This window comes from Stenotrophomonas geniculata ATCC 19374 = JCM 13324 (assembly GCF_001431625.1).
Lineage (GTDB): Bacteria > Pseudomonadota > Gammaproteobacteria > Xanthomonadales > Xanthomonadaceae > Stenotrophomonas > Stenotrophomonas geniculata.
Genome location: NZ_LLXT01000152.1, coordinates 1 through 12,295, shown reverse-complemented (window position 1 = coordinate 12,295; position 12,295 = coordinate 1). Strand labels below are relative to the sequence as shown.

Sequence of the window (12,295 nt, the reverse complement as noted above, 5' to 3'; positions counted from 1 at the left end):
CCACGGCCCAGCCGCTGGCGGCTGGGCGTTCGGGCGCTTGCGAAGCAGTGCTTCGCAAGCAAAGCGCCCTCACCCATGTAGCCTCGGTCGCGCTTGCTCGTGTGCGCTGTCCTGCGCACACGGCAAGACCGGGGTTGGGCGTCCTGCCCAACCCGCCCGAGGCATGCCTCGGGCCCATGGCGCTCACGCCCCCGCAACCTGAGCCACCCCGCCTTTGACAGTTTCCCGCGAGCTGTTGGAACGGCTTCGACCCCATTCTGTGTAGGCGTGTGGGGATGTCGATTTCAGGGACTGTGGTTCGTCGAATGAATGACTTCAACGGGAGCTGCACATGAGCACTGACACCAAGCCGAAAGGCCCGGCCTCGTATTTCCCCTCCATCGAGAAGACCTACGGGCAGCCGGTGGCGCACTGGTTCGGGTTGTTGGCCGGGAAGAAGGGCCTGAAACACATGGAACTGGTCAGCTTCCTGAAGAGTGAGCATGGCCTGGGCCATGGTCACGCCAACGCGCTGGTGGCGCACCATCTGGCCGGCAAGGGCTGAGCAGCGGCGGGCCCAGGGCAGGGCGGGGCGCATTCAGCTGAACGATTTCATCTGCAACTGTCATGCAGATCGTGTCTAATACCGCTCCCCACCTGCTGTTCCCCATCCGTATGTCCCTTCCCTCCCATGGCCCCGCGCCGTGCGACGACGCTGACGGCCACCTGGTCACCGCCGGTCCGCTGACCCCGCCGCCCGACAGCGCCGGTACCACCGCCGACGAAAAAGCGCTGCGCCACTCGATCGCCGAGGATGTGCAGGGCATGGTGCTGGCCACGATGGTGGCCTCGCTGGGCCTGGCCATCTTCGCCAAGAGTGGGCTGATGATCGGCGGCATGGCGGGCATGGCCTTCCTGCTGCATTACGCGCTGGACTGGAACTTCGGCGTGGTGTTCGTGCTGGTCAATCTGCCGTTCTACTGGGTGGCGGTGCGGCGCATGGGCTGGGAATTCACCCTGAAGACCTTCGCCGCGGTCACCGCCTGTGGCGTGCTGACCGACCTGCTGCCGCGCTGGATCGACTTCTCGCACATCCACCCGCTGTATTCGGCGATCGTCGGTGGCGCATTGTCCGGCCTGGGCATCCTGTTCTTCATCCGTCACCGTGCCAGCCTCGGCGGTATCGGCATACTGGCGGTGTACCTGCAGCGCACCCGTGGCTGGAGCGCGGGCAAGGTGCAGATGTCCTACGACGCCTGCCTGATGGTGGCCGCGTTCTTCGTGCTGTCGCCTTCCAAGGTGCTGTATTCGGCCATCGGCGCGGTGGTGCTCAGCCTGGTGCTGATGTTCAACCACCGCCCCGGCCGCTACATGGGCGTGTGATCGCGCTCTCCGCGTTCGCCGGGCATGGCCCGGCGCTACTACGTGGCGGTTCCGGTAGCGCCGGGCCATGCCCGGCGGCCGTCCTTCAACGTACGGCGGCCTGCAGCCACGGCGGCGACAGCATCAGCAGCCGCGCATGCACCGGGCAATCCTCGGCGTGCGCGCCGGGCAGGTAGCCCAGGCTCATCAGGAATTCGCCGGTGATCTCGCCGCCGGTGAAGCGGAACGTCTTCTTGAACAGCTTCACCCAGTCGGCCTTGCTGCGCGGGTGGTGCGCATCCAGCCACGCCGCGAAGCTGCCATGGCTGGCCCGCAGCTGCTGGATCACCTGCGCGTTGTGGATCGCCGCCAGCACCTTCAGCCGGTTGCGGATGATGCCCGCGTCCGACAGCAGGCGTTCGATGTCCTGCTCGGCATACGCTGCCACGCGGTCCACATCGAAGCCGTCATAGGCCGCGCGGAAGCCCTCGCGTTTCTTCAGGATCGTCTCCCAGCTCAGGCCGGCCTGGTTGATTTCCAGTACCAGCCGCTCGAACAGCTCGCGCTCGTCACGCTGCGGGAAGCCGTACTCGTTGGCGTGGTAGTAGTCGTGCACCGGATGGCCCGGGGCGATGAGGCAGTAACCGCTCATGGGGAAGACTCGTTGGATTCGGGTTCCGGATCGATGGCCAGCGCAGGGCGCCCGCCGATGGACAGCATCGGCCAGCGCGGCGGTTCGAGCGTGAGCTCGCCATCGCGCAGGGCCTGGTTGATCGCCTCGGCCTGGCCGCTGACGGTGCCGAACAGCGAACCGGCCCGGCGCCAGTGGGCATCCCTGCCACGTGCATACAGTACGCAGTCCGGCGCACGGTGAGTGTACAGCTCGCACAGCAGCACTTCGCCGGTGCCATCGCCGTCCAGATCGCGATGCACGATCAGGCAGTCGCGCTCGCTCTGGGCGCAGGATTCGCCATTGATCGCACGCGTGGCCAGTGCGTGCCACCAGTCGTCCGGTGGCGAGCTGGATCCCTTGGCCAGTTTCAGCGCGCGCTGCAGGGCAGTGACATCCTGCGGCCCCTTGTCGAGGCGCTGTCCGTCGTCCCAGCGTGACGTGCGTGCCAGCGCTGCCGCGATCACCTGTGGCGCGTTGGCATCGGCGGTGATGGCCGGATCACGCTGCAGCTCGCGTAGCGCCTGCACGCCACGGCGCCCAAGATCGAAGCGCAGCACGTTGACGTCGCTGCTGGTGATTGCCGGCGGGTCCGCGCGCAGCCGCGCCAGCTGGCTGGACAGGGTCAGCCGCACCGGGTCCAGCAGCGGCGAGTTGCCCAGCAATGCCAGTGCCAGCACCGCCCAGCACATCCAGCGGTTGACCGGCTCCACCATCTGCAACCAGCGCCCCTGCCGGCGCAGCACCGCCAGCGCGTAGCCCACGGCATAACCGGCCACGGCCAACGCGACGAGTACTGCCCAGAACCGGTCCACGGTCCAGCCGTACTGCACCACGCGCAGGCCCAGCGCGTACAGTGCCAGCGCCGCGTAGACCGGCAGCGCCAGCAGGCTGGCTTCAACAAGGCGTCGCAGCAGCAGGGGGTAGGGGGCGCTGTCTTCCCCCTGCTGGTAGACCGCATTGGTGAACGTCACCAGCAACAGCGACAGCACCAGCAGCAGGCTGGCGGCCGAGCGGGTCTTCCACAGCGGCTCGAGCCCGGTGAGCGGCAGGCTCAGCACGAACAGCACCGCGATGAACGACAGCAGCGGCAGCAGCCCGCGGCAGATCGCGAACAGCACCTGGCGGGTGATCTGGATCGCGCGGTGCTGGGGGCGCCCGATCAGCACGCCGAACCCGGCCAGGCTGCCGGTGGCCAGCGCAATGAACGCGTCCTGCCGGAACAGGTCGCGGAAGAACGTCACCTCCAGCAGCTGGAACAGCGCCGCCCACAACCACAGCAGCAGCCAGGTCAGCCCGGTGAACAGCGCCGCCAGGGCCAGGGTCAGACCGTTCTGCCAGGCGCGCTCGAACAGCTCCGGATAGCTGGCGCGCCAATGCCCGTGCTGCAACTGGAACTGCCACCAGGGCAGGGCCACGAACACCGCCACCGCCGTGCCCAGGGTCAGCGGGAACTGCAGCGCGCCCGAATCCAGCGCGGTCTCGCCGTTGAGGTTCCAGCCGATCCAGGCGGCCAACGCCAGCACCACCACCGAGCCGAGCACCGCCTGCAGCCACAGGCGGCGCTGGCCCAGCTCGACCAGGCTCAGCGCTACCGCGCTGGGGATGGCCAGCACCCAGGCGTACCAGCAGTAGCGCCAGCCGATATCGCGGAACGGCCAGGCATCGGACAGTTCCTGCGCGGCATACAGCATCAGACCCTGCAGCAGGGCGATCAGGACGATGGCGCTGCGTGCCGGCAGGGTCAGGGGCGATGAAGACTGCATCGATGACCTTCCATGGCAAAGCACCATCCTAGCCCATCGCGGTTCGGCGCCATCGCGCGACCATCCCGCCCCCAGCAGGTAGAATGGGCCCATGCCTGTAACGCCGACCTCCCTTGCCGATCACCTGCTCGTCGCGCTGCCGTCGCTGCTCGACGCGACCTTTGCCCGCAGCGTCGCGCTGATCTGCCAGCACGACGAGAACGGCGCAATGGGCGTGCTGGTCAACCAGCCTTCCGAGTACACGCTGGGTGAAGTGCTTGCACAGATGGACATCACCACCGGTGATGGCGACCTGCAGGCGCGCATGGTGCTTAACGGCGGCCCGGTGCATCCGGAGCGCGGCTTCGTCATCCATGACGACGCGCGGGCGTGGGATTCCAGCCTGACCGTGGGCGACGGCCTGTACCTGACCACCTCGCGCGACATCCTCGAAGCGATGGCGCGCGGCGAAGGCCCGGCCAATGCCGTGGTCACCCTTGGCTGTGCCGGTTGGGGCGCAGGGCAGCTGGAAAGCGAGCTGTCCGAGAACAGCTGGCTGACGGTGCCGGCCGATGCCGAGCTGGTGTTCCAGCTGCCGCTGGAGCAGCGCTGGCAGGGTGCGGCTTCGCGTATCGGCGTGGACCTGTTCCGGCTGACGGATTACAGCGGCCATGTCTGAGCCGGTCGCGCCCGCACCGGTTCCTGCTGCCCCGGCGATCCGCCGTGATGGCACCGTTCTGGGTTTCGATGTCGGCTCGCGACGGATCGGCGTGGCTATCGGCAGTGCCTTCGCCGCGCATGCGCGCGCGGTGGCCGTGGTCGATGTGCACGGCAACGGCCCGGACTGGACCGCGATCGAGCGCCTGCTCAAGGAATGGAAGCCCGATGGCCTGGTGGTCGGCGACCCGCTGACCCTGGACGGCCAGGACCAGCCCAACCGCAAGCGTGCGCAGGGCTTCGCCCGCCAGCTGCGGGAACGTTTCAAGCTGCCGGTGGTGATGATCGACGAGCGTTCCAGCTCGGTCGAGGCCGCCCGCCGCTTCGCCGTCGAGCGCGCCGAAGGGCGCAAGCGCCGCCGCGATGCGGCCGCCCTCGATGCCGTGGCCGCGGCGGTGATCATCGACCGCTGGCTGTCGTCCCCCGACGACGCCACCCCCATTCCCTGACTGCCCGACACCGCCATGACCGCCCAGCAAATCGATGCCTCCGGACGCCTGCGCCACCTGCTGACCCTGGAGGGCCTGCCGCGCGAGACCTTGCTGCAGCTGCTCGACCGGGCAGGGCAGATCCGCGATGCTGCGGTCGGTCGCGTCGGCAACAAGCGCCACGTGCTGGCCGGTTCTGCGGTGTGCACGCTGTTCTTCGAACCGTCCACGCGCACCCGCAGCTCGTTCCAGCTGGCCGCGCAGCGCCTGGGCGCCGATGTGCTCAATTTCGATGCCTCGACCTCGTCCACGCGCAAGGGCGAAACCGCCTGCGACACGCTGCGCAACCTGGAAGCGATGGGCGTGCGCGGCTTCGTGGTGCGGCACCCCGATGATGGCGCCGTGGCCGCACTGGCCGAGGCGGCGGGCGAGGGCACTGCACTGATCAACGCCGGTGACGGCCGCAGTTCGCACCCGACCCAGGGCCTGCTGGACATGCTGACCCTGCGCCAGGCCAAGGGCCCGGATTTCTCGAAGTTGAAGGTGGTGATCGTCGGCGACGTGAAGCACTCGCGTGTGGCCCGCACCGACCTGCATGCGCTGCGCACGCTGGGCGTAGGCGAGATCCGCGTCTGCGGCCCGCAGTCGCTGCTGCCGGACGACGAGACCCTGAAGGGCTGCGTGGTCGGCGATGATTTCGACGCGATGCTGGAAGGCGTCGACGCGCTGATGATGCTGCGCCTGCAGCGCGAGCGCATGGAAGAAGGCCTGGTGCCGTCGCTGGAGCAGTATCACACGCAGTACGGCCTGACCACCGAGCGCCTGGCCCGCGCCGGCAAGGATGCGGCGGTGCTGCACCCGGGCCCGATCAACCGCGGCGTGGAAGTGACCGACGAAGTGGCCGACGGCCCGCAGTCGTGGGTACTGCGCCAGGTCGCCAACGGGGTCGCCGTGCGCATGGCCGTGCTGGAAACCCTGCTGGGCTGATCCCCGCTTGGTAGGTGTCAACCTAGGTTGGCACCCACTGCTTTGGTAGAGGCCAACCTTGGTTGGCGCTGTTGTTCTGGTGGGTGCCAACCTTGGTTGGCACTGGCCTACCCTTGCGAAGGTGATTTCCCGTTGTTCAGGGAACATGCGCCCGCCCATGCTCTTCTGCATGAACAGCGCCCGCCTCCTGCTAGGCCGTCACTCCACTATTGGCCAGAGCTACATCCTCACAACGAACGTGCATGGCCGGGCGGCACTGTTCGCCAACGACGCCGTTGCGGATACCGCCATGCAGGAGTTCCGGCGTCTGGATCTGGAAGGTCTGACCCATTCGATTGCCTACGTGGTCATGCCGGATCACATCCACTGGTTGATGCAACTGCGCGCGGCATCGCTCGACGTTGTCATGAAGCGCTTCAAGTCGCGTACGGCCGTGCACGCAAACAGGGTACTGGGCAGGGTGGGGCGCTTCTGGCAGTCCTGCTATCACGATCATGCAATCCGCTCTGATGAATCGCTGTTCCGGCACGCGATGTATGTGATGGCGAATCCGATCAGGGTGGGGCTGGCAACGCAGCTTGGCCAGTACCCGCATGCGTGGTGTCAGTGGGAACTCGAAGGTTCTGCCAAGGCGGAGTTCATGGGGGCGGACAGATAGTGCCAACCAAGGTTGGCACCCACCGAAACCAGGATCCAACCAGGATAGACAGCCACTGGAGCCAGGATCCAACCCTGGTGGGCAGCTACCGGAAGCCGCGACTCACCGCTTCTGCGCGAACAGCCATTCCCACATTGCCGGGTCCGCATAGGTGGCATCCCAGGCGTTGTGGTTGCCGTCGGGGTACTCGGTATAGCGCACGTCGCGTGCGCTGGCGCCCTGGAATGCGGCGTGCAGCCTGCGGTCGTCGTCCGGCGGCACCACGTCGTCCAGCGCGCCGTGGAAGATCCAGATCGGCGTGTGCCGCAGGCGCTGCGAGATCACGGCATACGGATCGGTTTCCTGGGCGACCTGCTCGACGAACAGGGTTGGGCGCTTCGCGCGTGGTGCAAGTACCGCGCCGCACACGGGGACGATCGCGGCAAAGCGGCGCGGGTCGTCCAGCGCGATGTTCCAGCTGCCGTAGCCGCCCATCGACATGCCAGTCAGGTACTGCCGTGCCGGGTCGGCGCCGAATTCGGCGATCGTGGCGTCCAGTGCGGCCACTGCCGCACGGTTGTTGCGGCCGCTCCATTCCTCATGGCCCGGTACCTGTGGGAACACCACCAGGGCGGGGAAGTCGGGATGCTCGCGCAGGTAAGGCCCCAGCCCGGCGTAGGTCTGCTTGACGCCATCGGCACCGCGCTCGCCGGAGCCGTGCAGGAACAGGATGACCGGGAGGTGGGTGGGAGCGGCGGCCTGCACGCCGGCCGGAATGAACACCTGATAGTAGGCGGTCTCCCCCTCCACCTTCACCGCACGTGCCTCGAAGCGACCACGCGCGCTGTCCGGCAGCGAAGTGCAACCGCTCATCACCAGAAGGGCCAGCAGTGGCAGCCAGCGCGACATCGAACGGACCATGGGAATTCCCGAAGCGGCAGGTATGGCCGCATCGTAGTCCGCCGCACGTCAATGAGGCATCGTGCGCCGCGTCACTGCGGACGCGGGAAACTGGCGATGATGTCCAACTGCTCCTGTGCCTCGGCGTTGCCTTCGGCGGCAGCTGCCTGCACCTGTGCCATGTCCGGATGCAGCACCACCAGCAGCGGGTTCTCGCAGACCGGGCAGCCGTACTCGGTGGCGTCCTCGTCCAGCTCCATCTCCATGGCACGCGAGCTGCCCTTCCATTCGCAGGCCGGGCAGGTGTGCTGCTGGTCGCGCCAGCCGGGCTGGAAATAGTTTTCGATCGTTGTTGCCATGGGTGTTCCCGTTGGGTGGGGTCAGCGCCCCGCGTGGCGGGGCCCGATCCTTGATGCGGTCAGTGCAGCAGCACCAGGGTGGCCAGGCCGAGGAAAGTGAAGAAGCCCATCGAGTCGGTCACGGCGGTCAGGAAGATGCCACTGGCCAGCGCCGGATCGAAGCCGAAGCGCTTCAGTGTGAGCGGCACCAGCACGCCGGCCAGCGCTGCGAACAGCAGGTTGCAGGTCAGCGCGATGGCGATCACCGCAGACAGACCGGGTGAATGGAACCAAGCCAATACGATCAGGCCCAGCACCGAGCCGAGCATCACGCCGTTCAACAGCGCAACCCGGACCTCCTTCCACAACAGGGTGCGCGCGTTGGAGGCGCCCACCTGGCCCAGCGCCAGGCCGCGCACCATCAGCGCCAGCACCTGGGTACCGGCGTTGCCGCCGAGGCCGGCAACGATCGGCATCAGCACCGCCAGCGCCACCAGCTTGTCGATGGTGCCCTCGAAGTGGCCGACCACGCTGGAGGCCAGGAACGCCGTGCACAGGTTGACCGACAGCCACATCAAGCGGCGGCGCATGGCGCGCCAGACCGGGCTGAACAGATCTTCGTCCTCGTCCAGGCCGGCGGCGCCCAGCGCCTGGTGCTCGGCCTGTCCACGGATGATGTCGACCACGTCATCGATGGTGATGCGGCCAACCAGGATGTTGTTGTCGTCCACCACCGGCGCCGAGATCCAGTCATGGTCGGAGAACTGGCGGGCGACCTCCTGGTCGCTTTCGCCGACATCGATCGCCGGCTGCTCGTCGTCGATCAGGCGGTTGATCGGGGTGGTGTCCTCGTGGGTCACCAGTGCCGCCAGCGACACCCGGCCGAGGTATTGATGGCGCCGGCTGACCACGAACAGGTGGTCGGTGTGGTCGGGCAGTTCGCCTCGCAGGCGCAGGTAGCGCAGCACCACGTCGACGTTGACGTCGGCGCGCACGGTCACCACGTCCGGGTTCATCAGGCGCCCGGCACTGTCCTCGGGGTAGGACAGCACCTGCTCCAGGCGCTCGCGGTTCTCGCGGTCCATCGACTTGAGGACTTCGTCGATGACCGTGTCCGGCAGGTCTTCGACCAGGTCGGCCAGGTCGTCGATGTCCAGGTCTTCGACCGCGGCGATGATTTCGTCCGGGTCCATGTCCGCGAGCAGGCTCTCGCGCACGTCGTCGCCGACGTGGACCAGCACCTCGCCGTCATCTTCCGGATCGACCAGGCCCCACACCACCTCGCGCTTGCCCGGCGGCAACGATTCGAGCAGGTTGCCGATCTCGGCCGGGGCCAGGGTGTTGACCAGGCGGCGCACCGGGCCCAGCCGACCGCTGTCCAGTGCGTCGGACAGCATCCGCAGTTGGCGTGCAGTCTTGTCGTGGCGTACAGCTTCAGCCATCGCAGCTCCCGCGGGATAAGAAAAGCCGCGATCCCGGCAAGGATGCGGCAACAGGGGTGTTCAGCGCGTCATTATCGCAAGGGGATGTTTCAACGCATAGCCGCCACGCATGGCGGCCGATGGTAGTGCCGGCCGCTGGCCGGCAACCTCACGGACCTCGATGGCGGCGATTGCCGGCCAGCGGCCGGCACTGCCCTTGGCGCTCAGGCCGTTTCGGCCACCAGCGCCAGCCAGCGCTCGATGGCGCGGCGGTCGCGTGCGGCCAGCAGCTTCGGTGCGCGCGCACGCAGCGTGGCCAGGTCGGTCTCGCGGATCGCGCGGCGCACCTCCAGCAGTGTGCCGGGGTGCAGGCTGAACTCGCTCAGGCCCAGCGCCAGCAGCAGTGGCGTCATCCGAGCATCACCGGCCATCTCACCGCAGACCGCCACCGGGATGCGATGCCGCGCACCGGTCTCGATCACCATCTGCAGCAGCCGCAGCACGGCCGGATGCAGTGGCGAATACAGCTCGCCCAGTGCCTCGTTGTTGCGGTCGGCGGCCAGCAGGTACTGCACCAGGTCGTTGGTGCCGATCGACAGGAAGTCGACCAGGTCGATGAAGCTCTCCAGTGCCAACGCCGCAGCGGGCACCTCGATCATCGCCCCCAGTGGCACATGGTCGGACACCATGTGACCTTCGCCACGCAGCTGTTCGGTCAGCTTGAGCATGCGCCGGCGCACCGCCAGCAGTTCCTCGCGGGTGCTGACCATCGGCACCAGCACGCGCAGCTTGCCGTAGGCCGAGGCCCGCAGGATCGCGCGCAGCTGGGTGTCGGCCACCTTCGGCCGTGCCAGCGACAGGCGCACGCCGCGCAGTCCCAAGGCCGGGTTCTCTTCATTGCTCAGGGTCAGGCCGGTACGGTCGGCCTTGTCCGCGCCCAGATCGAGCGTGCGGATGGTGACCGGTCGCCCGCTCATGCCCAATGCGGCATCGCGGTAGGTCTGGAACTGTTCTTCTTCGTCCGGCAGCTCGTTCCGCTGCAGGAACAGGAATTCGGTGCGGTACAGGCCCAGTCCCTGCGCGCCCAGCGCATGTGCCTGGGTGACGTCCTCCAGCGATTCGGCATTGGCCAGCAGCGCGATGTCGACCTGGTCGCGGGTACGGCTGGGCTTGCTGCGCAGGCGGCCGAGCTCGCGCTGCTCGCGCGCATGCTCTTTCAGGCGCGCGCGGTAGTCGCGCAGGTTGTCGGCCTGCGGGTTGGCGGTGATGCTGCCGTCGGCGCCATCGATGATCAGCACGTCGCCATCGGCGATGCGGCTGAGCAGCTGCGGCACGTTGACGATCAGGGGCAGGTGCAGGCTGCGCGCCAGGATGGCGCTGTGCGACAGCGCGCTGCCGGCGGCGGTGACGATGCCGACCACGCCCTGCGCCTGCAGTTGCGCCAGCTCGGACGGGGCGATGTTGTCGCAGACCAGGATCTCCCCGGCCAGGCCCTTCATCACCGGCGGCCGTTCGGGCTGCAGGAAGGCGTGGATGCGGCCGATCACATGGTCCAGGTCGTCCATGCGGCTCTTCAGATAGGCATCGTCCATGCCATCGAAGACCTTGGCCAGGCGGTCACGCTGCAGGCGCAGTGCATAGCCGGCGCTGTAGGGGCCGCTGCGGATCAGTTCGTCCAGCCCGAACAACAGCTCGGGATCGTCCAGCAGCAGGGCATGCAGGTCGAGGAACTCGCCCACTTCCTGGTTCAAGGCGCCATGCAGGCGCTGGCGCAGCTCGTGCATTTCCGTGCGCGCGGCATCCACCGCCCGGTGCAGGCGGGCCAGTTCGGCCTCGATCTGATGGGCGGCGATGCGCTGCTCGGCCACTTCCAGCGCATGCGGCAGGCGCACCCGTGCCCGGCCCATCGCCGCGCCACGGGCAGCACCGTGCCCGGCCAGCAGCTGTACCGGCCGCTGGCTGGAAGGGACCTGGGCGGCACGCGCGCGTGGCACGCTCAGCTGTCCTCGTCGAAGCGGCGTTCGAACAGGCCGACCACCGCTTCCATCGCGGCGGCTTCGTCCTCGCCGTTGATGCGCACCGTGACCGGGGTGCCCTGGCCGGCGGCCAGCAGCATCACGCCCATGATGCTCTTGGCGTTGATCTCACGGCCCTTGGCGGCCATGGTCACGTTGCAGCGGAACGGCGCCAGGGTCTGCACCAGCTTGGCGGTGGCCCGGGCATGCAGGCCCAAGCGGTTGCTCACGGTGAGTTCTCGTTCAAGCATCGTCGACTATCGCTCCATTACGGGTACCCGCCGCGGCTGTGGCGGGCAGTTGATCCAGTCCCTGTTCCGGATAATTCATCACCCGCAGCAACATCGGCAGGCTCAGCGCCGACACCCGGCGAACCGGGGTCCCCAGACGGGCCAGCTGCCCGGCAAGGTTGGCGGGGCTGGCGCCGTACAGGTCGGTCAGGATCAGCACACCTTCACCGCCATCGACCCGCCGCAGAGCGGCCGAGGCAAGCGGGAGAAGAGCATCCAGGTCTGCGTCGAACGGTACTTCGAAAGCTTCGGTTTTCAGCGGCAACTGCCGCAGGAGCCGGGTCGCCACGTCAAGCAGGGCGGTCCCGACCCCGGGATGTGTTACGAGGAGAATGCCACAGGTCATTACTGCACGTTAACAGGTCAAGGTGAATTGGCGATAGCAGCAGGAGAGGGGCACTGTGTCCCGTATTCAGTGTTGCCAGGGTCAGAGCCCTTTTCCCCTGGAAAAGGGATCCGACCCCATGCGTTTTTCGATGCCTGACCGGGACTCATCCACGCATGGCGTGGATCGTGTCGACCAAGGTCGACACCCACCAACAGCACACGGAATCTGTCAGAGGCGGGGCGGGGGGGGGGTGGGGGGCGCCGCGCAAAACCAACCCTCTGGGCGCGGGGGGGCGCGTCAGACAGGCCCCCGCCCTTCCGCAACCCCCCCCCCCCCCCCCGCCACCGTCCCCCCCTCCCTTCGCGAGGGCTTCTGAGTTTGGTTGGGGTGGTGTTGTGTTGTGGCGGGGGGCTACGGCCAACCGTGGGGGGGGGGGGGGGGGGGGGGGGGGGGTGGAGATGAGATCTGATTTTTTTTT

At 67.6% G+C, this 12,295-nt stretch carries 14 protein-coding genes; 6 read left to right on the top strand and 8 right to left on the bottom strand.

Going from position 1 to position 12,295, the window contains the following annotated elements; genetic code table 11:
• The first annotated feature begins 331 nt into the window (after positions 1-331).
• Together ARC63_RS20655 and ARC63_RS20650 are read left to right on the top strand one after the other, a co-directional pair.
• A complete protein-coding gene (locus ARC63_RS20655; protein WP_014646220.1) occupies positions 332-544 on the top strand; it encodes a DUF4287 domain-containing protein in 213 nt (70 codons plus the stop codon).
• Positions 545-654: 110 nt separating this feature from the next.
• A complete protein-coding gene (locus ARC63_RS20650) occupies positions 655-1,362 on the top strand; it encodes a YitT family protein (protein ID WP_029379885.1) in 708 nt (235 codons plus the stop codon).
• Positions 1,363-1,447: 85 nt separating this feature from the next.
• On the opposite strand, the gene ARC63_RS20645 is transcribed toward ARC63_RS20650, so the two are convergent.
• Both ARC63_RS20645 and ARC63_RS20640 read right to left on the bottom strand, forming a co-directional pair.
• Entirely contained in the window at positions 1,448-1,993 is a 546-nt protein-coding gene (locus ARC63_RS20645) for a DNA-3-methyladenine glycosylase I (RefSeq protein ID WP_057504272.1), read from the bottom strand.
• Entirely contained in the window at positions 1,990-3,777 is a 1,788-nt protein-coding gene (locus tag ARC63_RS20640; RefSeq protein ID WP_057504271.1) for a DUF4153 domain-containing protein, read from the bottom strand. The genes ARC63_RS20645 and ARC63_RS20640 overlap by 4 nt, the downstream gene beginning before the upstream one ends.
• Before the next feature lie 91 nt (positions 3,778-3,868).
• On the opposite strand from ARC63_RS20640, the gene ARC63_RS20635 reads away from it, so the two are divergent.
• The 4 genes from ARC63_RS20635 to ARC63_RS20620 all read left to right on the top strand — a co-directional run bounded on the left by ARC63_RS20635 (position 3,869) and on the right by ARC63_RS20620 (position 6,546).
• Positions 3,869-4,435, top strand: a complete 567-nt coding sequence (locus tag ARC63_RS20635) for a YqgE/AlgH family protein (protein ID WP_005408377.1) — start codon at positions 3,869-3,871, stop codon at positions 4,433-4,435.
• Complete coding sequence (gene ruvX / locus ARC63_RS20630) at positions 4,428-4,922, top strand: Holliday junction resolvase RuvX (protein WP_010483674.1); 495 nt, start codon at positions 4,428-4,430, stop codon at positions 4,920-4,922. The genes ARC63_RS20635 and ruvX overlap by 8 nt, the downstream gene beginning before the upstream one ends.
• Positions 4,923-4,937: 15 nt before the next feature.
• Positions 4,938-5,888: an aspartate carbamoyltransferase catalytic subunit gene (locus ARC63_RS20625; protein ID WP_019337122.1), complete on the top strand. Its 951-nt coding sequence runs from the start codon at positions 4,938-4,940 to the stop codon at positions 5,886-5,888.
• Positions 5,889-6,057: 169 nt separating this feature from the next.
• Positions 6,058-6,546, top strand: coding sequence for an REP-associated tyrosine transposase (locus ARC63_RS20620; RefSeq protein ID WP_057504273.1), 489 nt, complete (start codon positions 6,058-6,060; stop codon positions 6,544-6,546).
• Positions 6,547-6,648: 102 nt separating this feature from the next.
• On the opposite strand, the gene ARC63_RS20615 is transcribed toward ARC63_RS20620, so the two are convergent.
• The 6 genes from ARC63_RS20615 to ARC63_RS20590 all read right to left on the bottom strand — a co-directional run bounded on the left by ARC63_RS20615 (position 6,649) and on the right by ARC63_RS20590 (position 11,835).
• On the bottom strand, positions 6,649-7,446 hold the full coding sequence (locus ARC63_RS20615; RefSeq protein WP_057504270.1) for a carboxylesterase family protein: 798 nt from the start codon (positions 7,444-7,446) through the stop codon (positions 6,649-6,651).
• A gap of 71 nt (positions 7,447-7,517) precedes the next feature.
• A complete protein-coding gene (locus tag ARC63_RS20610; RefSeq protein WP_049410266.1) occupies positions 7,518-7,784 on the bottom strand; it encodes a hypothetical protein in 267 nt (88 codons plus the stop codon).
• 59 nt (positions 7,785-7,843) lie between these two features.
• A complete protein-coding gene (gene mgtE / locus ARC63_RS20605; RefSeq protein WP_010483662.1) occupies positions 7,844-9,205 on the bottom strand; it encodes a magnesium transporter in 1,362 nt (453 codons plus the stop codon).
• A 203-nt stretch (positions 9,206-9,408) separates the two neighbouring features.
• Complete coding sequence (ptsP, locus tag ARC63_RS20600; RefSeq protein ID WP_057504269.1) at positions 9,409-11,178, bottom strand: phosphoenolpyruvate--protein phosphotransferase; 1,770 nt, start codon at positions 11,176-11,178, stop codon at positions 9,409-9,411.
• A 2-nt stretch (positions 11,179-11,180) separates the two neighbouring features.
• On the bottom strand, positions 11,181-11,450 hold the full coding sequence (locus ARC63_RS20595; protein WP_005408385.1) for an HPr family phosphocarrier protein: 270 nt from the start codon (positions 11,448-11,450) through the stop codon (positions 11,181-11,183).
• Positions 11,443-11,835: a PTS sugar transporter subunit IIA gene (locus ARC63_RS20590; protein WP_010483657.1), complete on the bottom strand. Its 393-nt coding sequence runs from the start codon at positions 11,833-11,835 to the stop codon at positions 11,443-11,445. The genes ARC63_RS20595 and ARC63_RS20590 overlap by 8 nt, the downstream gene beginning before the upstream one ends.
• Positions 11,836-12,295 lie beyond the last annotated feature (460 nt).